Annotated in this window: 22 protein-coding genes; 15 read left to right on the forward strand and 7 right to left on the reverse strand. The window is 40.4% G+C overall.

All coding sequences use genetic code 11. From position 1 onward, the window contains the following. Positions 1 to 14 precede the first annotated feature (14 nt). Positions 15 to 1,112, forward strand: a complete 1,098-nt coding sequence (locus DDZ16_RS08470; RefSeq protein WP_109264017.1) for a Nif3-like dinuclear metal center hexameric protein — start codon at positions 15 to 17, stop codon at positions 1,110 to 1,112. A 4-nt stretch (positions 1,113 to 1,116) separates the two neighbouring features. Beyond that, positions 1,117 to 1,869, forward strand: a complete 753-nt coding sequence (locus DDZ16_RS08475; protein ID WP_109264018.1) for a zinc ribbon domain-containing protein — start codon at positions 1,117 to 1,119, stop codon at positions 1,867 to 1,869. 77 nt (positions 1,870 to 1,946) lie between these two features. Here the strand turns inward: DDZ16_RS08475 and DDZ16_RS08480 are convergent, their stop codons facing one another. From DDZ16_RS08480 to DDZ16_RS08495, 4 genes are all read right to left on the reverse strand, one after another. Next, a complete protein-coding gene (locus tag DDZ16_RS08480; RefSeq protein WP_109264019.1) occupies positions 1,947 to 2,744 on the reverse strand; it encodes a TPM domain-containing protein in 798 nt (265 codons plus the stop codon). A 29-nt stretch (positions 2,745 to 2,773) separates the two neighbouring features. Further along, the gene (locus DDZ16_RS08485) at positions 2,774 to 3,208 is read right to left on the reverse strand and encodes a TPM domain-containing protein (RefSeq protein ID WP_109264020.1); all 435 of its coding nucleotides are present in this window, start codon (positions 3,206 to 3,208) and stop codon (positions 2,774 to 2,776) included. Between the two features lie 15 nt (positions 3,209 to 3,223). Beyond that, positions 3,224 to 3,802, reverse strand: coding sequence for a LemA family protein (locus DDZ16_RS08490; RefSeq protein ID WP_109264021.1), 579 nt, complete (start codon positions 3,800 to 3,802; stop codon positions 3,224 to 3,226). Between the two features lie 124 nt (positions 3,803 to 3,926). Beyond that, on the reverse strand, positions 3,927 to 5,381 hold the full coding sequence (locus tag DDZ16_RS08495) for a sodium:solute symporter (protein ID WP_109264022.1): 1,455 nt from the start codon (positions 5,379 to 5,381) through the stop codon (positions 3,927 to 3,929). A 183-nt stretch (positions 5,382 to 5,564) separates the two neighbouring features. Here DDZ16_RS08495 and recR point away from each other — a divergent pair, with 183 nt between their 5' ends. From recR to DDZ16_RS08525, 6 genes are all read left to right on the forward strand, one after another. Then, a complete protein-coding gene (gene recR, locus DDZ16_RS08500; RefSeq protein ID WP_109264023.1) occupies positions 5,565 to 6,188 on the forward strand; it encodes a recombination mediator RecR in 624 nt (207 codons plus the stop codon). 69 nt (positions 6,189 to 6,257) lie between these two features. Next, positions 6,258 to 6,707 carry a hypothetical protein gene (locus DDZ16_RS08505; RefSeq protein WP_109264024.1) on the forward strand — a complete coding sequence of 150 codons (450 nt, stop codon included), beginning with the start codon at positions 6,258 to 6,260 and terminating at the stop codon, positions 6,705 to 6,707. A 12-nt stretch (positions 6,708 to 6,719) separates the two neighbouring features. Beyond that, on the forward strand, positions 6,720 to 7,160 hold the full coding sequence (locus tag DDZ16_RS08510; protein WP_109264025.1) for a BT0820 family HAD-type phosphatase: 441 nt from the start codon (positions 6,720 to 6,722) through the stop codon (positions 7,158 to 7,160). Positions 7,161 to 7,184: 24 nt separating this feature from the next. After that, the gene (locus DDZ16_RS08515) at positions 7,185 to 8,345 is read left to right on the forward strand and encodes a glycosyltransferase family 2 protein (RefSeq protein WP_109264026.1); all 1,161 of its coding nucleotides are present in this window, start codon (positions 7,185 to 7,187) and stop codon (positions 8,343 to 8,345) included. A 116-nt stretch (positions 8,346 to 8,461) separates the two neighbouring features. After that, a complete protein-coding gene (locus tag DDZ16_RS08520) occupies positions 8,462 to 10,060 on the forward strand; it encodes a PD40 domain-containing protein (protein ID WP_109264027.1) in 1,599 nt (532 codons plus the stop codon). Positions 10,061 to 10,144: 84 nt separating this feature from the next. Next, positions 10,145 to 10,672: a GNAT family N-acetyltransferase gene (locus DDZ16_RS08525; RefSeq protein ID WP_109264028.1), complete on the forward strand. Its 528-nt coding sequence runs from the start codon at positions 10,145 to 10,147 to the stop codon at positions 10,670 to 10,672. A gap of 49 nt (positions 10,673 to 10,721) precedes the next feature. On the opposite strand, the gene DDZ16_RS08530 is transcribed toward DDZ16_RS08525, so the two are convergent. Next, positions 10,722 to 11,180, reverse strand: coding sequence for a type I restriction enzyme HsdR N-terminal domain-containing protein (locus DDZ16_RS08530; RefSeq protein ID WP_109264029.1), 459 nt, complete (start codon positions 11,178 to 11,180; stop codon positions 10,722 to 10,724). 272 nt (positions 11,181 to 11,452) lie between these two features. Here DDZ16_RS08530 and DDZ16_RS08535 point away from each other — a divergent pair, with 272 nt between their 5' ends. The 4 genes from DDZ16_RS08535 to DDZ16_RS08550 all read left to right on the forward strand — a co-directional run bounded on the left by DDZ16_RS08535 (position 11,453) and on the right by DDZ16_RS08550 (position 15,030). Continuing rightward, positions 11,453 to 12,229: an AMP nucleosidase gene (locus tag DDZ16_RS08535; protein ID WP_109264071.1), complete on the forward strand. Its 777-nt coding sequence runs from the start codon at positions 11,453 to 11,455 to the stop codon at positions 12,227 to 12,229. Between the two features lie 31 nt (positions 12,230 to 12,260). Continuing rightward, positions 12,261 to 13,262 carry a DNA polymerase III subunit delta gene (holA, locus tag DDZ16_RS08540; protein WP_109264072.1) on the forward strand — a complete coding sequence of 334 codons (1,002 nt, stop codon included), beginning with the start codon at positions 12,261 to 12,263 and terminating at the stop codon, positions 13,260 to 13,262. A 66-nt stretch (positions 13,263 to 13,328) separates the two neighbouring features. Further along, positions 13,329 to 13,952, forward strand: coding sequence for a rhomboid family intramembrane serine protease (locus DDZ16_RS08545; protein ID WP_109264030.1), 624 nt, complete (start codon positions 13,329 to 13,331; stop codon positions 13,950 to 13,952). Positions 13,953 to 14,157: 205 nt separating this feature from the next. Beyond that, positions 14,158 to 15,030: an aminotransferase class IV gene (locus tag DDZ16_RS08550; RefSeq protein ID WP_109264031.1), complete on the forward strand. Its 873-nt coding sequence runs from the start codon at positions 14,158 to 14,160 to the stop codon at positions 15,028 to 15,030. Between the two features lie 20 nt (positions 15,031 to 15,050). On the opposite strand, the gene DDZ16_RS08555 is transcribed toward DDZ16_RS08550, so the two are convergent. After that, complete coding sequence (locus DDZ16_RS08555) at positions 15,051 to 15,644, reverse strand: YqgE/AlgH family protein (protein ID WP_109264032.1); 594 nt, start codon at positions 15,642 to 15,644, stop codon at positions 15,051 to 15,053. Positions 15,645 to 16,831: 1,187 nt separating this feature from the next. Between DDZ16_RS08555 and DDZ16_RS08560 the strand changes: the two genes are divergently transcribed. Both DDZ16_RS08560 and DDZ16_RS08565 read left to right on the forward strand, forming a co-directional pair. Next, the gene (locus tag DDZ16_RS08560; RefSeq protein ID WP_232526591.1) at positions 16,832 to 17,620 is read left to right on the forward strand and encodes a polysaccharide biosynthesis/export family protein; all 789 of its coding nucleotides are present in this window, start codon (positions 16,832 to 16,834) and stop codon (positions 17,618 to 17,620) included. Positions 17,621 to 17,636: 16 nt separating this feature from the next. Next, positions 17,637 to 20,057, forward strand: coding sequence for a GumC family protein (locus tag DDZ16_RS08565; protein ID WP_109264033.1), 2,421 nt, complete (start codon positions 17,637 to 17,639; stop codon positions 20,055 to 20,057). Here the strand turns inward: DDZ16_RS08565 and DDZ16_RS08570 are convergent, their stop codons facing one another. Further along, the gene (locus tag DDZ16_RS08570; protein WP_109264034.1) at positions 20,058 to 21,401 is read right to left on the reverse strand and encodes a type IX secretion system plug protein; all 1,344 of its coding nucleotides are present in this window, start codon (positions 21,399 to 21,401) and stop codon (positions 20,058 to 20,060) included. Positions 21,402 to 21,489: 88 nt separating this feature from the next. Between DDZ16_RS08570 and DDZ16_RS08575 the strand changes: the two genes are divergently transcribed. Further along, positions 21,490 to 22,839 carry a Na(+)-translocating NADH-quinone reductase subunit A gene (locus DDZ16_RS08575; RefSeq protein ID WP_109264035.1) on the forward strand — a complete coding sequence of 450 codons (1,350 nt, stop codon included), beginning with the start codon at positions 21,490 to 21,492 and terminating at the stop codon, positions 22,837 to 22,839. Positions 22,840 to 22,914 lie beyond the last annotated feature (75 nt).

A 22,914-nucleotide genomic window follows, 5' to 3' on the forward strand; every position in this document is an offset into this window, starting at 1 on the left:
CGATTCAATAAAACATGGTACAACTAAAACATATCATCAAAGAACTGGAAACTTTTGCGCCTCCGGCATTTCAGGAGAATTACGATAATTCAGGCCTCCAGGCCGGTGACCCGGGAATGGAAATTCAGGGAATCTTAACCTCACTCGATGTAACTGAGGAGATTGTTAATGAAGCCATAGATCAGGGCGCCAATTTAATTGTGGCCCATCACCCCTTGTCGTTAAAAGGTTTCAAAACCATTACAGGCCAAACAGCACCTGAACGCATCCTCATAAAGGCCATAAAAAACGACATTGCCATCTATTCAGCTCATACCAATATTGACAGTATTGAAAAAGGAGTAAGTGGAAAGCTGGCCAAAAAATTGGGCCTAACCAATGTCAAAGTTCTCCAGGGAAGGAAAGATCTTCTGGTAAAACTGGTTACTTTCGTACCTGCCGATCAGGCTGAAGATGTTCGCGAAGCCATTTTTAATGCAGGCGCCGGAGTCATTGGCAATTACGACAGCTGCAGCTATAACCTTGAAGGTCAGGGATCTTTCAGAGCAGGAGAAAACACCAATCCCTTTGTCGGAGAAAAAGAAAAACTACATTTTGAAACGGAAGTACGCATCGAAACTATTCTTCCGGAATATCTCAAAGGAAAAGTAATTGCAGCCCTGAAAAAAGCCCACCCTTATGAAGAAGTAGCCTATGATTTATACCCTCTGTCCAATCAATGGGATAAGGTTGGATTTGGGGCTGTTGGCGAACTCAACAATTCAATTAAGGAAATCGATTTTTTTGATAAAATCAAAGAAATCACCGGTTGCGGTTGTATCAGACATACCCGGCTATTAGATCGGCCCATTAAACGGGTGGCTGTTTGTGGCGGATCGGGCAGCTTTTTATTAGAAGGGGCCATATCAGCCGGAGCCGATTTATTTATAAGTGCAGACTTTAAATATCACCAGTTTCAGGAAGCTGACAATAAGATTGTGATTGCAGATATAGGGCACTATGAAAGTGAACAGTTTACTAAAGAAGTTTTTTTTGAGTTACTTACAAAAAAATTCCCTAATTTTGCAGTCCGTTTGTCGAACGTTTCTACCAATCCCATAAAATACTATTAGCAGAATGGCGAAAATGGATACAAAAACCAATAAAAGCGAAAAGCCTGTTGAAGAGAGGCTGCGTGCGCTGTATAATCTCCAAAAGGTAATGTCAGAGGTGGACAAGATCCGTACCCTGCGCGGAGAATTGCCGTTGGAAGTTCAAGACCTTGAGGATGAAGTTGAGGGACTGGAAACCCGGATTAACAACCTGAATTCGGAAATTAAAAACCTCACCAATAACATTCAGGACAAAAAGAACGGTATCAAAGAATCGGATCTTCTCATCAAGAAGTACGAATCGCAGCAATCGAGCGTTCGTAATAACCGGGAATTTGAGTCGCTCAACAAAGAAATTGAATATCAAAACCTTGAAAAAGAACTTTGCAAAAAGAGGATCAAGGAGTTTGAAAATGAAATGAAGACCAAGCAGGAAGCTGTTGCCAGTTCTGATGAATTGCTCAAGGAACGTCAATCTGACCTTGAATCCAAGAAAAAAGAGCTGGAAAACATCGTAGCCGACACTCAGGATGACGAAGAAAAGCTCAAGCAAAAAGGTAAGGAGATTGAAAAAGACATTGACCAACGCTTGTTGACTGCCTTTAAGCGTATCCGTAAAAATGCCCGCAACGGATTGGCAGTTGTTACAGTTGAAAGAAATGCCTGTGGAGGTTGTTTTAACAAGATTCCACCACAGCGTCAACTGGACATTCAGTCGCGCAAGAAAGTTATCGTATGCGAATATTGCGGACGAATTCTTGTGGACAGCGAATTGTAAGAGATATAATTTTTTGCCCAATAAAAAAGGCTGCCATATGAGCAGCCTTTTTTATTGGGTGATATTTTATGGTCATCTTACCAGCTTCCACCAGCTCCACCGCCGCCAAAACTGCCGCCGCCAAAGCCGCCGAAACCGCCACCTCCTCCAAAGGAGCCGGAACCGGAAGAAAAATCCCCCCAACTGCCGGAGTGACTGCGATTACCTGATCCCATCATGGTTAAAAGCAGGAAAAAGGGAAGACTGTGTCCCACAGAATCGTGACGGGACTTCTGTCCCCTGAATGCAACCAGAAAGATCACAAAAATAATGAAAATGAAGCCGAAACCACCCAGCACACCCCCGGAACGACGGGTTTTCTTCATGTATCCATCCGCAGTATATTCCCCACGTGTTAGATCCATCAGTACAGATGTGGCTGCCATAATTCCGCCAGCATAATCATTTTTCTTAAACCTTGGAATCATCTCCTCATCAACAATACGATTGGCCACCGCGTCCGGAACAATGCCTTCCAACCCATATCCGGTAGCAATAAAGGCACGCCCTTTACTTTGAGATGTTTTGGGTTTGATAAGAATTAAGATACCATTGTCTTTGTCCTTCTGACCTATTCCCCATTTTTCGGCCAGTTGAAAAGCAAACCCGGCTGCATCATAGCCTCCCAGATCAGAAATTGTCACAACTGCAATCTGAGTACTGGTTTGATTGTTAAATCCTACCAGTTGTTGCTCCATCCTTTCCCTGGTGCTTTGATCCAGCACGTCAGCAAAATCATTTACAATTTTCGGAGGATTGGGTCTTTCCGGAAAGTCCTGAGAAAACCCGGTAAATAACGCAGACAGGAATATTATTAGAATAGCTATTCGCTTCATAATCTTATTTTTTCTGAGTGATAATTCCTTTATTTTCCAAATGAGATATCGTCACTCAATTCATTGACATCATCGGTTTGGTAGGGGAAATGGTTTTTTAATTGTTCTCCACTCATGAGTACCCCTTTAGTAAGGCCTCCGGCAAAATCTCCTTCTTTAAAATGGTTAACCATGGTTTCTTTTATATTGTCCCAGAAACCTTCCGGAACTTTGATATTTATCCCTGCATCGCCCAATATTGCAAATTTTCGGTCTTTCACGGCAAGGTAAAACAAAACACCATTCCTCAATTCAGTTTTATGCATTTTGAGTTTCTCAAACATAAAAGCTGCCCTGTCCATCACATCTTCAGGACAACTTTTCTCTATGTGCACACGAATTTCTCCGGAAGTATTTAATTCGGCCTCTTTGATTGCTTCAACAATCCGGCCCTTCTGTTCTTCAGTAAATAATTTTTCGGCCATAATAGTAAATTTCAATTAAAACTGTACTTCGGGTACTTCATCGGCGCCTTCCTCTGCCTCAAAATAGGGCTTTCTTTCGAAATCAAACATGCCTGCAATCATATTTCGTGGAAATTTCCGGATATAGGAATTGTAGGCACGTGTGGCATCATTAAATTTCCTGCGTTCTACAGCAATCCGGTTTTCGGTTCCTTCCAACTGGGCCTGCAAATCCCGGAAGTTTTGATTGGCCTTCAAATCCGGATAGCGCTCCATCACTACCATTAAACGGGACAATGCAGAGGACAATCCCTTTTGTGCCTGCTGAAAATTCTGCAAATTTTGTTCATTTAATTGATCAGCCGATAAGTTAATGCTGGTTGCCTTTGAGCGTGCTTCAATGACAGCCTGAAGAGTTTCCCGCTCATGCTCTGCATATCCTTTAACGGTATTTACCAGGTTTGGAATCAAATCGGCACGGCGCTGATACACATTTTCAACCTGGGCCCATTGGGCATCAATATTCTCTTCCAGCTCAACCATACTGTTGTAACCGCAGCTCGATAAAAACGGCATCATAATGGTCACCAGCAATATCCATTTCATTTTTCTCATAAGTAAAAGTTTTATTTACTAACACAATCCAGAGGCTTTTCCCCGGGTATTTAAAAAAATCTAACTATGCGCAAATATGTACAAATCCTTTCCTCAAAAGTAGAGCCAATCACACTAAGATGTGTCAATCTGTCACAATTTCTTTTTTGGAAAGTCCCATCAATCCAATAAAAGTCAACAAACCATTTAGCATCAATTTTTCATAGCCCAGATTGAAGCCAAACCATTCAACGGAATTAAAATCCAACACCCCCGTAACAACAGGCGCAAGAATTGCCACAAAAGGCACCCAGACATCTCTAACACTCCGTTTGGTAAACAACCCAAAAGCAAACAACCCCAGCAAAGGCCCGTATGTATAGCCGGCCAGAGTATAAACCGTATCAATAATACTATCCTGCCCTATAGCTCTGAAAACAATAATAACCAACCCAACTACCAGGGCAAATGCAAAGTGCACAATCATTCTCACTTTTCGAGCGCTATTCCCGGTAAGAGAATCAATGTTCAAAATATCCACCGAGAAAGAAGTCGTGAGTGAAGTTAAGGCAGAATCGGCACTGGACATTGCCGCTCCCATTAATCCCAGAAAGAACAGCACTCCAACGGAAACAGGTAAATACCCTCCCGTGGCTACAATGGGAAATATATCATCGGCCCGGGCAGGCATTTCAATGCCTTTAAACCGCATAAAAACAACGAGCAAAGCCCCCAACGAAAGAAAAAGAAAATTAACCGGAATAAAAGCAAAACCATAAGAAAGCACATTCTTTCTGGCTTCATTCAAATTCCGACAACTCAGATTTTTTTGCATCATATCCTGATCAAGGCCCGTCATCACAATTGTAATGAATATTCCGGAAAGAAATTGTTTGACAAAATGCTGAGACGATCGCCAGTCACTAAACTCGAAGACCTTTAAAAAGCCACTGTTTTTTATTTCTGCAGCGAGTCCTGTAATTCCCAAATCCATTTCCTGACCGATATGATAAATTGTAACAATCACCGCGCAAATAAACAGAATGGTCTGAAGGGCATCGGTCCATATAATTGTCTTTATCCCCCCCCTAAAAGTATAAAGCCAAATAAGTCCGATTAAAACCATCACAGTAGTTGAAAAGGACACCCCCAATTCATCGAAGAGTGAAATTTGAAGCACAACTGCCATGAGATAAAGCCGGGCTGATGCACCAACAATTTTACTGGCAATAAACAACAAGGCACCAGACTTGTATGAACCTGTTCCCAATCGCCCATTAAGATAAGAGTAGATTGAAGTCAGGTTGAGTTTGTAATAGAGAGGAAGCAACAGATAGGCAATTACGATATACCCCACAAAAAAACCAGCCGCCATTTGCATATAAGTATATCCAACCGAGGTAACATAACCAGGCACTGACACAAACGTCACACCTGAAAGAGAAGCCCCTACCATACCAATGGCGACCACCCCCCAGGGAGATTTTCGGTTTCCAAGAAAAAAACTTTTATTATCAGCTCTTTTACTGGTAATCACGGATATGGCTATCAATATAACAAAGTAAACTCCCACCAGGGAAAGTATCAACAAAGGTTCCATATAAATTGCGGTTTTCTTTTTGGCTAATTCGATTAAACCGGGAGATTATGCATTACTGCCTACAAAAAAAAGGAATTTAATTGACCTAACCGGATTAATTCTTAAATGATCTGTCCGGAAGCTCAACCATTGATAAAGCAACCTGTTATTTTTATTAACTTTGTGAACTAAAATAAAACGTGGATGTCAGACCAACAATTCCCATCAAAAATACTGGAAAATGCTGTTAATGAATTTGCCAAACTTCCCGGAATTGGAAAAAAAACAGCATTGCGACTGGTTCTTTTCCTGTTGAAACAGGAAAAAGAATCCAATTACCGGTTTGCTGATGCTATAACCACTTTAAGTGAAGAAATAAAATACTGTAAAAGCTGTTACAACATTTCGGACAGTGACATTTGCTCTATTTGTTCCAATCCCCGACGTGACCACTCCATCGTGTGCGTTGTTGAAAATGTGCGGGATGTAATGGCCATTGAAAACACCCACCAATATCAGGGCATTTACCATGTTCTGGGAGGACTCATATCCCCCATGGACGGAACCGGCCCCGATGATTTAACCATTGCCCCGCTTGAGGAAAAACTCAAAAAAGGTGAAGTAAAAGAAATTATATTTGCTTTAAGCACAACTATGGAAGGCGACACTACCAATTTTTTCCTTTTCAGGAAATTTGCCAGCTATGATGTCAAATTCACAACCATTGCCAGGGGTGTCGCCATAGGCGATGAACTTGAATACGCAGATGAAGTAACGCTTGGGCGCTCACTTGTGGACAGGCTTCCCTTTGACAAAGAAGCACTTTAATTCAGAATGCCCCTGCATCTATCGCACTCTAAAACATCAACCAGTCCTCACATACTTAAATTATATTCAATGCATACACACAAAATAATTCGTCAGATCCGATTCCTTTTTTGGGGCATCTTACTAGCCATGGCAGCAATGTTCTTCATCGCTCTTTTTACGGTAAAAAACATTGGGCCGGTCATCGAATGGACCCTTGTTCAAAAAGAGAATTTCAAGTCGGTAATTCTTATTTTGGCTCTGGGAGGTATTCCTGCCAGCTACTTTTTTCACAGTAAAAAAATAAAACATATTGACAGCGAATTGCCCTTTGAAGAAAAACTTAAACAATTCAAAAGCAGCTTCTTCATTAAGATAGTAACTTTAGAAGCTCTTGCCATTCTTGGATTAATCGGATATATGCTGACGGCTGACAATACTTTTTTATATGTTTTTGCGTTACTATTTTTAGCTTACCTGATAAACCGCCCAACAAAGAACAACATCACAAACGAAATTGAACCTGAGGAAACTGAATAAAAACCCTTATTTATGATAATTGCAGTCGACTTTGATGGCACCATAGTAGAGCACCGTTACCCGGAAATCGGGAAGGAGAAACTTTTTGCCTTCGAGACTTTGAAAGCACTTCAGAAGCAAGGGCACCTCCTTGTGCTATGGACTTTCAGGGTAGGCAAAGAACTGGATGAAGCAGTGGAATATTGCAAAGAGAATGGTTTGGAGTTTTATGCCGTAAACAAAAGTTTTCCTGAAGAAACATACGATGAAACAATCAGTCGAAAAATAAACGCAGATTTATTCATTGATGACCGGAATATCGGGGGATTTCCCGGTTGGGGAGAGATCTTCCAGATGCTGAGCCAAAACACTTCTCAAAACGAAAAGGATCTTTTTATGCAGCGATATAAAAAAGCAGAAAGAAAAACTTTATGCGGTTTTATTAAATCCCTGTTTTGCAAAGATGAATACTAGTCAGATAAAAATTGTCTTTGTTTTATGAGTCCGGAATTATCCATTGTCATTGTTACCTACCAACCCACTCCCGTCACACATTTGTGCTTCTGGTCGCTTGAGCAATGCGATTTAAAGAACTCGGAAGTTATTGTTGTTGATAATTCCGGCGAAAAACACTTCACAAAAGAAATAGAAGACTTTTACCCATTTATCCGGCTTTACCGCAACAAAAAAAACGAAGGATTTGGAAGGGCTTGTAATAAAGGATTCAAGCAAGCCAATGGAGAAATAATCCTGTTTTTAAATCCGGACACAATTGTTCCTTCGAACGTAGAAGAAAAAATTTTCTCATTTTTTAAAGAACATCCATCTGCCGGTGCAATGGGGGTGAAAATGATAGACGCTTTCGGAAATTTCCTGCCTGAATCCAAAAGGAATTTCCCCACGCCCATCTCTTCACTTTTAAAATTATCTGGTCTTCAACATTACATTAACACAAGAAAAAAGTCCTGGCAATACTATGCAGAACAACTGAATCCTGAATCAAAAGGGAAGGTTCAGATCCTTTCAGGGGCTTTTATGGCCGTTCGCCGATCAGCAATGGAAAGTTCAGGTGGATTTGATCCTCGTTTTTTCCTTTATGCAGAGGATATTGATCTTTCCTATACAATAACCCAAAAAGGTTTTGAAAACTGGTACAATCCGGACATCACTATTGTGCACCTCAAAGGAGAGACCTCACTCAGGAATAAAAACTATTCCAGGTATTTTTTTGATTCCATGATTGAATTCTACAAAAAACACTTTTCTTTAAAGCACCACAAAATTAAAGGCTCTTTTACTATATTACTAATTAGGATTCTTCAAGCTTTAAAGGCTTTAAAACACCAAAATAAACTCAAAAAGAGGACTCAATCTCTGCATGAAATTTCCCTCCATAAGGATTCATCGCCTGACACAGTTGAGCTTATACGGAACCAGAATAAAAATATGGTTTTTCGCAACCATTCAAAAAACAAATCAAACACTTACTATTTAACATCTACGAAAAACATCTCCCCTTCGGGTTTGATAGAATTGATAAATAAAAACAAGGAGAGAAACATCCATTTTTTGATGCATCATCCACAAAGCGGATGGTTACTCCAGCTTAACGGGAAAGACGAAACCTGCCCCCACATCCTGAATACCGCTGTCAAGTAAAAACACGTCTTCATCATAAAAATAATGCCATTGAAAAAAGTATTTCACGGCATTGTTAACTCTACCCGTATTTTTTTGTAATTTAACGCATTAAAACCGTGATAAATCCATTAATCATGCTAAGAAAAAGATATCTCAGCTATTGCATAGCCACATTCTTGGTATTACTAATTAGCGTTTCGACCGTATCTGCCCAGTCCGCCAGAAAGATATTACGAAATGCAGACCAATACATTGAAGTAGAACTGTATAGAGATGCAATAGAAAGCCTAAAACCACTGCTTGAGAAAAATAACAGGGAAGCAATTCTTCTGACCGGTTTCAGCATGATGGCCCTGGAGGAAGAACTACCGGCAACCATAGAAATACTTAGAAAAGCCACCGAACTTTACCCTCTGAAAAAAAGACGAAACAAGCAGCAAACCATCGAAGCACACTTTTATTTGGGACAGGCATATCGATTAAACGGAAGCGCCAAGAAAGCTTGTGAGGTCTTCAAAAACCTAAAAGAAAACATTTCTGATTCCGAACTGGCTAATGACATTTCAAGGGAGATCAATTACTGCATGAACCTGGACAGCATGAAAAAGAACCCTGTGGATATTCAAACAGAACACTTAGGAAAAATCCTCAACAGTTCTTATGAAGACCACAGTCCAATAGTTCTTTACGATGAATCAACCATTTACTTTACATCCACCCGCCCAATAGACAGTCTTGACTCCAATACATTGTTCGAAAACATTTTTGTCAGCCATTGGAGAAACCGCAAATGGACAGATCCCAAAGTATTGGAAATCCCCGGAGTTTCTGATGCAAACCGGGCCACCGTTGGACTTACCCCGGACGGACAAGGCCTCATTTTTTATCAAAACAACGGTTTTCAGGGCGGATTATACATCACACGAAAAACCTTTGAAGGATGGTCAGTTCCGGAACCATTGCCGGCTCCCATCAATTCAGGATACAATGAAACCCATGCATCCTTCTCTCCTGATGGAAATACCATATACTTTTCGAGTGAAAGACCCGGTGGTATGGGAGGAAAAGACATTTATCTTTCGCATAAACTACCAGATGGTAACTGGGGCAAACCCATTAATGCCGGAAAAAACATCAATACTCCTTTAAATGAAGAGGGGCCATTTATTCACCCTGATGATTCAACCTTGTATTTCTCCTCAGAGGGACACAATTCAATGGGAGGGTATGACATTTTTAAAAGCTCCAAAACGAAACAAAACCAATGGAGCGAAGCCAAAAACATCGGCTATCCCATAAACACCCCTACAGATGACTTATTCTATTTACCCACTCTCAATGAGCAAAGGGTTTATTACGCTTCCAGCCAGGAAGGAAGTCTTGGGTTAAGCGATTTATTTCTGCTTCATTTTTCAGGATCGGATGAACGATCAATGGCTGTGGTTTCCTCTCACGTTTTCAATAGTAACAACCAGCCTGCCGAAACAGCTGTAATTTCAGTAAAAGACAAGAAATCCAATAAACTCATAGGTACTTATAGGGTAAACCCTGTAACCGGCAAATTTGTAGCCATCATTCCTACCATGCAACAATATGAGCTAGGCATAAAATGCGATGGGCACAAACCCTACTCACAATCATTTGAACTTGGGCTTCGGGATGATTACAAGACAAAAGACCGAGCCATATATTTGCCGGCCATAACCCTGAAAAACAACAAATCTGAGAATTAACACCAGCCATTTTTCATAATGTGCGAATCTGCCTTTTGACATCCGGGGCCTAAGCATTATTTTTGCCAGCCAAAAATTTGGAACATGATCAGAAATGATAAGATAATTTTACGGGCTCTGGAACCGGCTGACGCAGATTTATTGTATGACTGGGAGAACCAGATGGAATTGTGGGCGGTAAGCAACACTCTAACTCCTTTTAGCCGCCATCAAATCATTACTTATATCAATCAGATCTCGTTGGACATCTATCAAACCAAGCAGTTGAGATTGATGATTGATGTACCCAGAGCAGAAAAACAGGAAAGCATTGGAATGATCGATTTATTTGACTTCGATCCATACCACAGCCGCGGGGGCATTGGGGTGATGATTTACAAACCGGAAAGGGGTAAGGGACATGCCCGCGAAGCTGTTGATCTTTTCTCTCAATACTGCTTCAATCACCTTGGGCTTCATCAGGTTTTTTGTGATATTTCTGAAGACAATACCGCCAGCATCAAGCTATTTGAAAGTCTCAATTTCAAGTTCATTGGGCGAAAAAAGGACTGGCTAAAAACCCCAATCGGTTTTAAAGATGAATTATTGTACCAGAAATTAGCAGGTCAGTAGATCCCGTGATCGCCGCAAATACAATCCCCCAACTGAATCCCGGTCCTTATCAATAATTTTGAAGTTCTTCAAATGAAGGAAACCCATTTTTAGCTGAATGCCGGCCTGTTTTTACATCGGTAAAGATACAGTAATGTTTCAGCCCATTTGTCAACACTAAAAATGGCACTTTCAGAGTGGTATTATAGCGGGCAGCCTGAGCCAAGGTTGTTTTATCCACCTCAATCGATGGTGCTTTACATTCTACAATAATAACCGGATGCCCCTTCCGGTTAAAAAGGACAACATCGCATCTTTGAGAAAGGCCGTTTACCTTCAACATTTTTTCCACTCCAGTCAGATTTGAAGGGTACCCCAAATGCTGAGACATAAAATGCAGAAAATTTTGACGCACCCACTCCTCCGGTGTCAGTGAAACGAACTTTCCCCGCACAACATCAAAAATAAACTTTTTCCCTGCTTCATCCTTATATCGAAAAGTAAACGATGGCAAATTCAGTGTCTTCATTTTGCAAAAATATAACAAATGAGCAATTATTTATTCTGATTGAATCAAGCCGTCTGACATTCAATCCCCCGTCAAAGCAACATCATCACTCAGAAAAAATCCGGTGCTTGACCATTGAGCCAACAGAACACCTCTGTCTTTTTTTCGGCCTAAAGGTTTATTCCACTGGTTATCAATAAAAATTTTGGAAATTCAAAAACCTCAAAAATCAAAACAAGCAGATTAAATTGCTGAAAAATTTAAGTTATATTCGTAAAAAAACCGTGACAAACATGAAAACAAAAAATGAAATTGTAGAAAACTGGCTCCCACGCTATACAGGGCGTTCTCTTAAAGATTTCACAAAATACATTTTGCTTACTAACTTCAATCATTATGTAGAACTTTTTTCCAAATGGCATAACCAACCAATATTGGGAGAAGAGCACAATATGCCCAACTGCAGCGCAGAAGGCATAACCATCATTAATTTTGGAATGGGAAGCCCCAATGCGGCAACCGTAATGGACCTTCTGAGCGCCATTGATCCTGAAGCGGTATTATTTCTAGGTAAATGTGGTGGATTGAAAAAGAAAAACACACTGGGAGATTTAATACTTCCCATTGCGGCCATTCGAAGCGACGGTACCTCCAATGATTATTTGCCTCCCGAAATCCCAGCCCTCCCGGCATTCAGCCTTCAAAGAGCCGTATCTACCACCATTCGCGATTATGGAAGGGATTATTACACCGGTACCGTATTCACAACCAACAAGAGAGTTTGGGAATACGATGAACGCTTTAAAAAATATCTTGCAAAAACCCGGGCAATGGCTATCGACATGGAAACGGCTACCATTTTCACAGTCGGATTTGCCAATTCGATTCCATCAGGAGCGCTCCTTTTAGTTTCTGATCAGCCTATGATTTCAACCGGTATTAAAACCACTTCAAGTGATCAAAGGGTAACCCGCGACTTTGTGGAAGAACATTTGCAAATCGGCATTGATTCCTTAAAAGAAATCAGTAACAATGGAAAGTCAGTGAAACACCTTAAATTTGACAGTTAATTTTAACTTTGTCGTTTCAAAGGCAGGTTTTATGACATTCGAAGAAATAGTAACACATTTAAAACAGGGGAACTACGCCCAGGTATATTTTCTTACCGGTGAGGAACCCTGGTATGCTGACTACATTACCGATTATATAGCAAAAAATGCATTAAAAGAGGACGAAAAACCTTTCAATCAGACCATTCTATACGGACGGGATGTGGATGCAGTGGATCTGGTACATTCTGCCAGGAGATACCCCATGATGGCCCCTAAACAGGTTATCATTGTAAAAGAGGCTCAAAACATCAAGAAATTTGATCCTCTGGAATCTTACTTAAACGCCCCCGCTCCCACCACCATTTTGGTCATTAATTATCGCGACAAATTTGACAAACGGAAAAAAGTCTGGAAAGCGCTCAACAAGAAAGAATTTGTTAAACTGGAGACCAAAAAACTCTACGACAACCAGGTTGGTCCCTGGATTTCCAAATATCTCAAATCAATCGGCCTGGCCATTGAACCTAAGGCCAACCAAATGCTGGTTGATCATCTTGGAAACAAACTGACCAATGTCGTAAAGGCTCTGGACAAATTAAAAGTAGCGGTAGGTACAGATGTTAAAACCATTACCCCAAAACATATTGAAGATTACATTGGAATCAGCAAAGACTTCAATATGTTTGAGCTTCAAAATGCAATTGTAAAAGGAGAAGTGGTTAAAGCCAATCAGATTGCCAGGGTATTCGGACAAAACCCCAAAGAATATCCCATTCAAATGACTATTGGGGTTTTGTTTTCCTTCTTTAGCAAACTACTGCTTTACATTGCCACAAAAGATAAAAGCCAACAAAACATTGCATCCAAGTTGGGAATTCCACCTTTTTTTGTAAAAGACTATCAAATGGCTTCGCGGCGTTTTAACTGGAATAAAAGCCGACATGTAGTTTCCCTTTTGCGGGAGTACGATATGAAATCCAAAGGTTTTAACAACAACTCCGCAACACCGGGAGACCTCCTACAGGAGCTTGTTTTCAAAATCATGCATTAAACCAAGCAGAACAACTCTTGTTTCTTTTCAAATATAATAGTTGTCGAACACACTAAAATTTTTAATATGAACCTGGATATTAACCTTATTCTTATAATCATCATTTCAGCCATAAGTATATTCGCATTTTCGCGGCCCGAAATTGTGGGTAAACTTCAGTTTAATGCCTGGCAGATAGTGCACCGCAAAGAGATTCATCGCATGTTTACTTATGGTCTCGTTCATGGAAGCTGGATTCATTTGTTGATCAACATGTTCGTACTTTTCTCCTTTGGGCGTGCCGTTCTTTATTATTTTGATCAGGCTTTTGAGGGAGGTGCTGCTATACGTTATTTGATTCTATTCGTGAGTGCCATTATTGTTTCTACCATTGCAACTCTGAGTAAAGAAAAAGACAATCCCCATTACAATGCAGTAGGAGCGTCAGGAGCAGTTTCGGCAGTAGTTTTCACTTCCATTCTTTTCGACCCCTATAACCCAATATTGTTGTTTGGCATCATTCCTATTCCCGGCATTATTTTCGGCGTGTTATATATTATCTACTCGAAATACATGGCGGGGAAAAACGTTGATAATATTGGTCATGATGCACATTACTATGGTGCGATTTACGGCCTTTTATTCCCTTTATTGTACGAACCCAAACTTGCCTTGCATTTTTTGAACCAGTTGACCAGCTTTAATTTCTAAATAGAAGTGTCTGTACATAAAGTGCCATTTGCGTCGTTACGCTTGCCGACAAAACACTCATCCCGAAGCATTAGGGACTCCGTTTTGGCGGCTTCGCAAGCCCCCGAAGAAAAATCGGGGCAGGCTTTGCAACTGAGCCTTTCTGACCAGACACGTGATAATAAATACACTATCCCGGCTTTATAGACGGGCACTAAATAAGCTTATGCCTCCCGGAACCAAGAAATACCTAATTCTTAACGGCCATTTTTACGAAACCGGAAAAGCTATTTTCTCTTCCGAAAACAGAGCTTTTCGCTATGGAGATGGCCTTTTTGAAACCATGCGATGCCACAAAACCGTTCCTCTCTTTTTTGATGACCATTATGAGCGGTTACTGAGAGGAATGGCAGTTATGAGGATGTCTGTTGCGGCCTTGCCTCCACTTGATATTTTTAAAGGTCATATTGAAAGACTAATTGTTCGAAACAGGATTTTTAGCGATGCCAGAGTCCGGCTTTCTGTCTTCCGAAGAGAAGGAGGCCTCTACACCCCTGAAAGCAATAGTATCTCCTGGCTTTTGGAAGCCACTCCACTGAAGGAGAAAGGATATCAACTCAACGAAGACGGTTTAAAAATTGGTGTTTTTCACGGATTTCCGAAAACATGGAATCTTGCTGCGTCTTTCAAAACACTTAATTGCACCCCATATGTACTTGCCGGCTTACACAAGAATGAACAGCACTGGGATGACTGCTTAATAGAAAACCAGGACAAACAACTAATAGAAAGCATAAGTTCCAACCTTTTCTGGACAAAAAACGGCCAATTGTTTACACCTGGTTTACCTTCAGGATGTGTGGACGGAATTATGAGAAAAAACACCCTTCAATTTGCAGCTTCGCAAAGTATCGCGATAAAAGAGACAGGAGGTGTCTCAAAAGAGGAGTTATTAAATGCAGAGGAAGTTTTTCTGACCAATTCTGTCAATGGAATCAGGTGGGTCATGGCTTTTGAAGAAAAGCGCTACTTCAATAAACTCCCGAAAGAGATTACCCGATGGTTAAATAAAGCAATTCAACTCCAGATACCCGGCTGACCCAGATTGGGGTGGTTAATTTAATTAAAAGCAGGGTTTCGGGGAAAATTAGTCCATGTTTTGTAGATATCCCCCATTAGTTTCATAGCTTTCTCCCAGTTATTTTCAACATCCCGGGTCATAATCAACTCATCATCAAGAGTGGATACCACCCAACTGTTTTCGGCAATCTCACCTTCCAACTGCCCGGGAGCCCAACCACTATAACCCGCAAAAAACTTAACAGACCGGCTTGAGGCTTCTCCTTCGTTGATCATTCTTTTCAGAAACTCAAAATCCCCCCCCCAATATACATGTGGTGTTACCTGAACGGCTCCAGGAACCACCGATCCTAAAGTGTGAAGAAAACTCAAAGTATTACTCGAAACAGGGCCTCCAACAAAAAGCTCCCCTTCAAAGCTTAATAAATCCTCAATAACCTCATCTGGATAAAGTTCTGTCGATTTATTTAAAACAAAACCAACCGTTCCTTTTTCGTTATGCTCGGTAATGAGTACGATTGACCGCCCAAAATAAGGTCCCTGCAAAAAAGGCTCTGCAATAAGCACCCTCCCAGCAGATGGTTGCAAATTGGCTTTTGTTGGCTGGAAAATATTAAAATCAAGATTTTTCATAACTACTCATTTTGCCCGAAGTGCTTTCTCTAATTTCATATTTTCATAAACAAACACACCGCAGCACCGGAATTTAAATTCATAAACCTGGGCAGGGGACTTCTCTGTTGAATCATCTCAAATAAAGTTATTCATTCACAACTCACTACTTATGAGAGTTGAGTAAAACATGTCTTATACAATAAACTTATGACATTTTTAAAATTAATAAAAGTAAAAGCCATAAACTTTTTAATCTTTTACTCCATTTTTATCGAAATTGTTTCTTAATCCCTTTATTCTTCTGACTTAGTCAGGGCTTGCTAAAAAGTCAAAAGGGCATAATTTACACCCCAAAAAATCGAAGATTTATTGGAATACTTCGAAATTTTATTGGTGAAGTAAAGTTTGTCCTTTTGACCAGCAAATTTCGTTGTCTCAAGTGCAAGGTTACTTATGTGTTGTTTTAAAAAGCTTTGCATCTGAGAAACTGTTTTAAGTTTTATCCTTTGGGATGTTTTCTGGTCTTGAGTTCTTATCCTTCGTCAAAATTTCCTTAAATAGCGTTGCTATTCGTGTCAATTTTGACTTGTCTAAGAACTCAATTCTTCAAAAACATCTTCCAAAAACAAAATTTAAACAGTTTCTGAATAATTTTATTTTGCAATTTTAAATTAGTGTTCAATATTATCGGCAATTTTAAGCGCGCCCTGGTTAAATTAAAATTTTATAAATTTAGGTAGTAAATTGAAAGCAATTGTAAAGAATACCAACACGCAAAAGAGTATCTTTGTTTTCGGATTACTCTTTGTTCTAAATTAGGAAAAAATCAAAATAACACCAAAAGTTTGCCTTCCAAAATCCTTCGTTAATCAAATAAAAACGCACCATCTAAACCATCCTGTGGCAATTGGGTTATGAATTAATTAGATTTACAGTGCTGGCATTAAATGCAATTTTGGTAATAAATATTTTTTGGCAGCTATCCCAAAACAGCATAAAAAGGTGAAATACCCTGATCAATAGATCGTTAGATTTTTAGATTTAAGATAAATCATAACCAATTAATAATCCGAACGTTAATCCATAAAACCATTGACCTGTAAACAATTAACTCAAAGCTAATTGCAAGAACTTAACGGACTATTACTGATAAAAAGACATAAAAAACCTAAGCCCCAAAAATTTGTAAATAAAAGTATTCCGACATGCAAAGAAAATTTTCCAGGCATCTTTTATCCATTATTTTTCCAATATTGTTTATCACTTTCGGGTGTCAGAGCCCCAAAAACATGGTATATCTTAAAGATGCCTCGACCCGCGATACAACCATGATTTATCAGCAACCCGCCAAAAAGTACCTGATAAGTGCCAACGACATAATTTTTGTCCGAATTTTGACCGGAAATCCGGGGATATCTGCTCTATACAACAACACGCCAACCTCAGGTTTCAGCACTTCCTTAAGCTCTGAGGCAGACCAATACATAAACGGCTTCACAGTAAACAATGATGGAAATATTAAACTCCCGGTACTGGGTCAATTGAAAGTAAAAGGTCTGACACTGCAGGAAACAGAACAACAGATACAGAGACTTGCAGATAATTATTTAGTAGATGCTACTGTTATTGTCCGGCTCCTGAACTACAAAGTCACCGTTTTGGGAGAGGTCACACGACCAGGTGTATACAGCCATTACAACGACAGATTAACCATTCTTGAAGCGATAGGAAAAGCAGGTGATATCACTGATCTTGGAGACAAGCGGAACATCATGGTAATCCGTCCTGTTCCTGAAGGACGCGTAACATATCAACTGGACCTTACGAATAAAGACTTACTTACATCCCCGGCGTTCTTCCTGAAACCAAATGATGTAATATATGTAAAGCCATCTAAGAGCAAGGCTTTTCAAATCAATTTGCCCACAATGAGCATGATTCTTTCATCTATTACAACCATCATTGTGCTGGCTCAGTATTTTGACAATCAGTAAACCGGATTTTCAGCCCATGAATTACAAGGACAATTTTGATAATAACAACAATAAAGACCACTTCACAAGAAGCAGTTCACAGGATCTGGTCAAATTTTTTCGGAGAATTCTGGATAAATGGTATTTCTTTATTTCCGGTCTTATTATTGCGCTGACCTTCGCCTTTATAATCAACAAGTTTACGCACCCCGTATACCACGGCCAAAGCACGATACTGATCCGGTCAGGACAAAACAAACCTGTAGGTGCGGAAGCTCTTGTAAGAGATCTTTCATTTAGTACCAACAATGATATCCGAAATGAAATTGGCATTCTAAAATCTTTTTCCTTAACTCAACGAACACTTGAGAGTCTGAACCTGGAAATAACGTATAAGAAAGTACCACGTATTTTTGACTGTTGCCGGATCAACTCACTCAGCAGAAATATTTTTCATAAATCCCCAATAGTGATACAAAAAGAAGGCAACAAGCCACAACTTACCGGGGCCCCCTTCTTTGTCAGAATATTATCAACCAAACAGTACCTTTTAGAATTTGAAGCCAGCATTAATGGAAAACAGATAGCACAAACCGACACATTTAATTTTGGAAATAAGATCAAGAGCCCCTACTTCTCCTTTTCTGTTCATTTAAGAAACAAATACGCCCCGGAACTCTTTTCCAAAGAATCTTCTTACTACAAGAACGACTACAGCTTCGAGTTTAATAACATTCAAAATTTGGTTTCGAAATACAGAAATAATCTGGAAGTAGATTTCTATTACGATGACGCTTCCATTCTTGAATTAAACCTTGAAGGGGCACATCCCGACATTGTTACGACTTTTCTAAATCAACATGCCCGCTCGTTTATAGCGAGAGGCCTGGAGGAAAAAAACCGCATTGCCAGTGCCACCATTGACTTTATTGATCAGCAAATAAGTGGCATTTCAGACTCACTACAGGAAGCTGAGTCTAATTTCCAAAAATTCAGGGCAAAAAACAAAGTCATCAACATCAGTACTGAAGGCAATTATGCAATGGAAAAGCTGGAGTCATTAGTCACTCAGAAAAGCAATATCCAACGTATGTCGAAATACTACGACTACTTATACGATTACATTCAAAACCAAAATGAATTTGACGATGTGATTGTGCCCAGTACTATGGGAATTTCTGACCAATCGCTAAACAACCTTGTAAACCGGCTTGGAGAAGCTTATTCCCAAAGAAACCGGTTGCTTATGACAGCGCGGAAAAACAGCCCGCAGGTACAACAAATTACCAGTGAGATTGAATCAATCAGGCAAGCACTCATTGAGAACGTCAGAAACATCATTAATACCACTCAAATTGAAATTGAGGAAATCAACAAACAGATAGAAGAGGTTAACAAGCAAATCAGGCGGTTGCCCGGAACGGAAAGAGAATACATAAATATTCAGAGGGATTTTCAGCTGAATGACAATATATATACATTTCTTTTACAAAAACGCTCCGAGGCAGGAATTGCACTGGCATCCAACGTTTCCGATCACAAAATAATAGATCCCGCTCTGAAGCAAACCACTTACAAAACGGCCCCGCGCCCCATGGCCAATCTGATCATTGCCGGACTTCTGGGGCTTTTAATTCCCGGCATAACGCTGATATTAGGCGACAGCTTAAACACCCGGATCAACAGCCGGTTCAATATTGAGGAGTATTCAGCCGTGCCGGTTTTGGGACATATTGAGCACAGCATGTCCAGTAAAAAACTACCGGTCATTGAATACCCGCGTTCCCCCCTTGCAGAATCATTCAGGGCGCTGCGCACAAACATTGATTTTATGATCGGCAAACAAAAGTCTCCTGCTGTCATTGCTTTAACATCTTCCATCTCGGGTGAAGGGAAATCATTCTGTTCAGCCAATCTGGGGGCCATTCTGGCGATCACAGGAAAGAAAGTTTTGGTTGTTGGTATGGATTTACGGAAACCACAAACACACACAGAATTCAACATTGACAATAAAAAAGGTCTGAGTAATCTGTTAATTGGCACCTCCGGTTTTAACAGCGCAGTGGTTGAATCAAGCGTGGAAGGGCTTTACGTCATCCCTTCCGGCCCTATTCCACCAAATCCCGCGGAGCTTTTGCAATCTGAAGAAATGAACGCTTTTATGGCAGAAGCGAAAAAGAATTTTGATTTTATCATTCTGGATACCCCGCCGCTGGCACTTGTTGCCGATACCTTATTAATCACAGAAGCCACTGACCTAAACCTTTTTATCCTTAGACAGGGGGTTTCCAGAAAACAGGCCATTGAATTCATCAACCACCTTTCAGAGTCTCAGCGGATAAAGAATGCCGGACTGGTAGTCAATGATGTAAAAATATTAAACAATTACAGCCCCGTAAACCGTTACGGATACGGCTATGGATACAGCAGGTTCAGAAAAAGCGGCTACTATGAATAATCACCGATTCACAGAATTGGCAACTTCTGCTCCGATTAACCTGTCGTATCTGGCTCCGGCGGAGCGATAATAAACCAAAATAAGATAATCATTTTCAGTGCGCCCAAAGCTCCCCTCGATGGGCATTACAGATCCAATGGAATCACTTTGACCTTTTACCAGAAATTGATAATTATAATAACCTTGTTTTAGCAACAAGGTCAAGGTATACGAATCATTCTCAAAATCATATTTCATCCTGTTTTCATCATTCAGCATCCAATTGGTAAGGCCCCCCATCAAATAAACTTCTTTTCCGCCAAGGGGTGGCTCCCATTTTAATGAAAAATGCACAAAAGCATAATCAGAAGAGACATCCGGATCCTGCTCTTCCTGAACTTCAATATAGTAACGCCCGTTAAAATCCTGATGGTAATAATACGGCTTGCCTGCGGCAGCCTGATCGGTAAAAACATCCACATGGTAAAAAGGATCAGAAAAAGTAATGTCCTCAATATGATCGGATTGAAAACGAAAACTTCTTAAATCAACCCATCGGAACTCATTTCCACCTTCCATAACCACCTCACGGTTATAGTTGAAATCCATTTTATCATTCCCGAAAAACAATGGGGGTAAACCTGTTACGGCATTGTCAGTTCTACCATTCTGTATTACTGTCACCTTTATTTCATTCGCCGGGTCCATAATAGTAATTCCGGGATGAGAAACTTCAAAATCTATTTCCTGGTAATGATTTCTCCCGGTTGATTGCATGGTATATTTCACATCAGGCTCAATGGTCACCTTTTGTTCATTGACCATAAATCGCTTCACCAGCAAAGGGTTATCCCGGTCAAAATTTTCAAAAACCTTAATAAGGTAATTGCCGGATTTTAGTACAGATGCTTCGTTGTTTGGAAAAACCAGTTCATAATGTACGTAGTCAAAAGTAGTATTGAAGGACCTCCGGTAGTCCTCCACCGTCAAAAACTCATTGCCTCTGAAATATTCGGTCCGCATAAGCTGCGATGAACTCCAGTCCTCGTCACAAAATTCAATCGAATAATGGTAATTTTTAATTTCAGTTCCCAGCTCATCAAAAGACAACACCAACTTCTGGTTGGAGTTTAATTCAATTAAAGGATAAGACATTGGCCATCCCTGACGATGAAAACGAACAGTTTTAATATTTTCATCTACACGTTCCGGATTGGAAAAATTTCTTAAAGTTTGTGAAAGTAATGCCGGAGAAAAGCATCCCCAAAAAAGAAATAATAAAATAAAGAAATATTTGCGCAAATAATTAGAACCAAAGGTTTGTACAATTTGTTTGCCCAGTGTAAAAAATATATAAATGCTCATTTTGAAGTGGTTTCAATAACCTTAACAGTGGTCTAAAGTAATAAATTTAACTATTTTTGCAGACAAATTCAAAAACCGTTTATCAAACATGTCTGAGGTAATCAAAATAAAAAAAGGGTTGGACATACGGCTCAAAGGCAAAGCTGACAATGTCTTCAGCCAGGCCCAGCTGCCCGATTTGTTTGCCATTAAACCCACCGATTTTCACGGTGTAGTTCCTAAAATGGTCATCAAAGAAGGCGAAAAGGTAAAGGCCGGTTCAGTATTGTTTTTCGACAAGTATCAACCCGATGTAAAGTTCGTTTCACCAGTTAGTGGAGAACTCACTGCGGTGATCCGTGGTGAGCGACGAAAAATTCTGGAAGTTGTTGTAAAATCGGATGGCAAGGATGAAGCCGTGGACTTCGGTGTTGAGAGCATTGCCGACTTAAGTCGCGAAGCTATTGTTACCAGACTACAGGAAGCCGGTGCATGGGCTTACTTACGGCAACGCCCCTACGACATTATTGCAAGAACAGGAGATACCCCGAAAGCCATTTTCATTTCCGGGTTCGATACAGCTCCCCTTGCTCCCGACTTCGATTTTGTCATGACCGGCAAAGAGAATGAATTCCAGGCAGGAATTGATATTCTTAAAAAATTAAGCGACAACATTCACATTGGCGTAAACGACGAAGCGGCCTCGAAAGTTTTCACCAACACCAAAGGTGTTGAACTCCACAGGTTCAAAGGCCCTCACCCTGCCGGTAATGTTGGTATCCAGATCGGACAGGTTATGCCTATCAATAAAGGAGACCTGATTTGGACTATTCAGCCCCAGGAAGTGGCCTCTATCGGAAAGCTTTTCACTACAGGAAAGCCCGATTTCGATCGCACATTGGTAGTTGCGGGCTCAGAAGTAAAAAAGCCAGCTTATTTCCACTCTCGCCTGGGCGCCTGTGTTGAGCCCTATATCAAAGATAATTTGAATCCCAATGAAAATGTCCGCCTTATCAGTGGAAATGTTCTTACCGGATCACAAATAAGTGATGACGGTTACGTTGGGTTTTATCACTCACAGATTACAGCGATCCCTGAAGGAGATGAATACGAATTTATGGGCTGGGCAGCTCCCGGTTTTAATAAGTTCAGTGTTTCCAGATCATTTTTCAGCTGGTTGCGCCCCAATAAAAGATACCGTTTGAATGCAAATATGCAAGGAGGCAAAAGAGCCATTGTTGTATCCGGAGAGTATGATAAGGTACTTCCCATGGATATTCTGCCCGAACAGCTCATCAAATCCATACTGGTTGAAGACATTGACAAAATGGAACAACTTGGGATCTATGAGTTGGCAGAAGAAGATCTGGCCTTGTGTGAATTTGTTTGTACCTCCAAGCTGAATTTGCAGAAGATTCTTCGCGACGGAATTGATTTAATGATAAAAGAGCTGGGCTAATCAGGTACCGGCTCTTTGTTTCAGCAAGTAAATTATCACTCAGCAGAGTGAGAAGCTGAAACAAGAGTTCGATAA

This window comes from Marinilabilia rubra (assembly GCF_003121985.1).
In the GTDB taxonomy this organism is placed as follows: domain Bacteria; phylum Bacteroidota; class Bacteroidia; order Bacteroidales; family Marinilabiliaceae; genus Marinilabilia; species Marinilabilia rubra.

Bases quoted from the DNA above. Each gene is read 5' to 3' on its own strand.
- DDZ16_RS08475 (WP_109264018.1), top strand. From the start codon at position 1,117: ATGGCGAAAATGGATACAAAAACCAATAAAAGCGAAAAGCCTGTTGAA.
- DDZ16_RS08560 (WP_232526591.1), top strand. From the start codon at position 16,832: ATGCAAAGAAAATTTTCCAGGCATCTTTTATCCATTATTTTTCCAATA.
- holA (WP_109264072.1), top strand. From the start codon at position 12,261: ATGACATTCGAAGAAATAGTAACACATTTAAAACAGGGGAACTACGCC.
- DDZ16_RS08515 (WP_109264026.1), top strand. From the start codon at position 7,185: ATGAGTCCGGAATTATCCATTGTCATTGTTACCTACCAACCCACTCCC.
- DDZ16_RS08565 (WP_109264033.1), top strand. From the start codon at position 17,637: ATGAATTACAAGGACAATTTTGATAATAACAACAATAAAGACCACTTC.
- DDZ16_RS08490 (WP_109264021.1), bottom strand. From the start codon at position 3,802: ATGAGAAAAATGAAATGGATATTGCTGGTGACCATTATGATGCCGTTT.
- DDZ16_RS08555 (WP_109264032.1), bottom strand. From the start codon at position 15,644: ATGAAAAATCTTGATTTTAATATTTTCCAGCCAACAAAAGCCAATTTG.
- DDZ16_RS08545 (WP_109264030.1), top strand. From the start codon at position 13,329: ATGAACCTGGATATTAACCTTATTCTTATAATCATCATTTCAGCCATA.
- DDZ16_RS08480 (WP_109264019.1), bottom strand. From the start codon at position 2,744: ATGAAGCGAATAGCTATTCTAATAATATTCCTGTCTGCGTTATTTACC.
- DDZ16_RS08530 (WP_109264029.1), bottom strand. From the start codon at position 11,180: ATGAAGACACTGAATTTGCCATCGTTTACTTTTCGATATAAGGATGAA.
- DDZ16_RS08520 (WP_109264027.1), top strand. From the start codon at position 8,462: ATGCTAAGAAAAAGATATCTCAGCTATTGCATAGCCACATTCTTGGTA.
- DDZ16_RS08570 (WP_109264034.1), bottom strand. From the start codon at position 21,401: ATGAGCATTTATATATTTTTTACACTGGGCAAACAAATTGTACAAACC.
- DDZ16_RS08485 (WP_109264020.1), bottom strand. From the start codon at position 3,208: ATGGCCGAAAAATTATTTACTGAAGAACAGAAGGGCCGGATTGTTGAA.
- DDZ16_RS08505 (WP_109264024.1), top strand. From the start codon at position 6,258: ATGCATACACACAAAATAATTCGTCAGATCCGATTCCTTTTTTGGGGC.
- DDZ16_RS08525 (WP_109264028.1), top strand. From the start codon at position 10,145: ATGATCAGAAATGATAAGATAATTTTACGGGCTCTGGAACCGGCTGAC.
- DDZ16_RS08535 (WP_109264071.1), top strand. From the start codon at position 11,453: ATGAAAACAAAAAATGAAATTGTAGAAAACTGGCTCCCACGCTATACA.
- DDZ16_RS08470 (WP_109264017.1), top strand. From the start codon at position 15: ATGGTACAACTAAAACATATCATCAAAGAACTGGAAACTTTTGCGCCT.
- DDZ16_RS08550 (WP_109264031.1), top strand. From the start codon at position 14,158: ATGCCTCCCGGAACCAAGAAATACCTAATTCTTAACGGCCATTTTTAC.
- DDZ16_RS08510 (WP_109264025.1), top strand. From the start codon at position 6,720: ATGATAATTGCAGTCGACTTTGATGGCACCATAGTAGAGCACCGTTAC.
- recR (WP_109264023.1), top strand. From the start codon at position 5,565: ATGTCAGACCAACAATTCCCATCAAAAATACTGGAAAATGCTGTTAAT.
- DDZ16_RS08495 (WP_109264022.1), bottom strand. From the start codon at position 5,381: ATGGAACCTTTGTTGATACTTTCCCTGGTGGGAGTTTACTTTGTTATA.
- DDZ16_RS08575 (WP_109264035.1), top strand. From the start codon at position 21,490: ATGTCTGAGGTAATCAAAATAAAAAAAGGGTTGGACATACGGCTCAAA.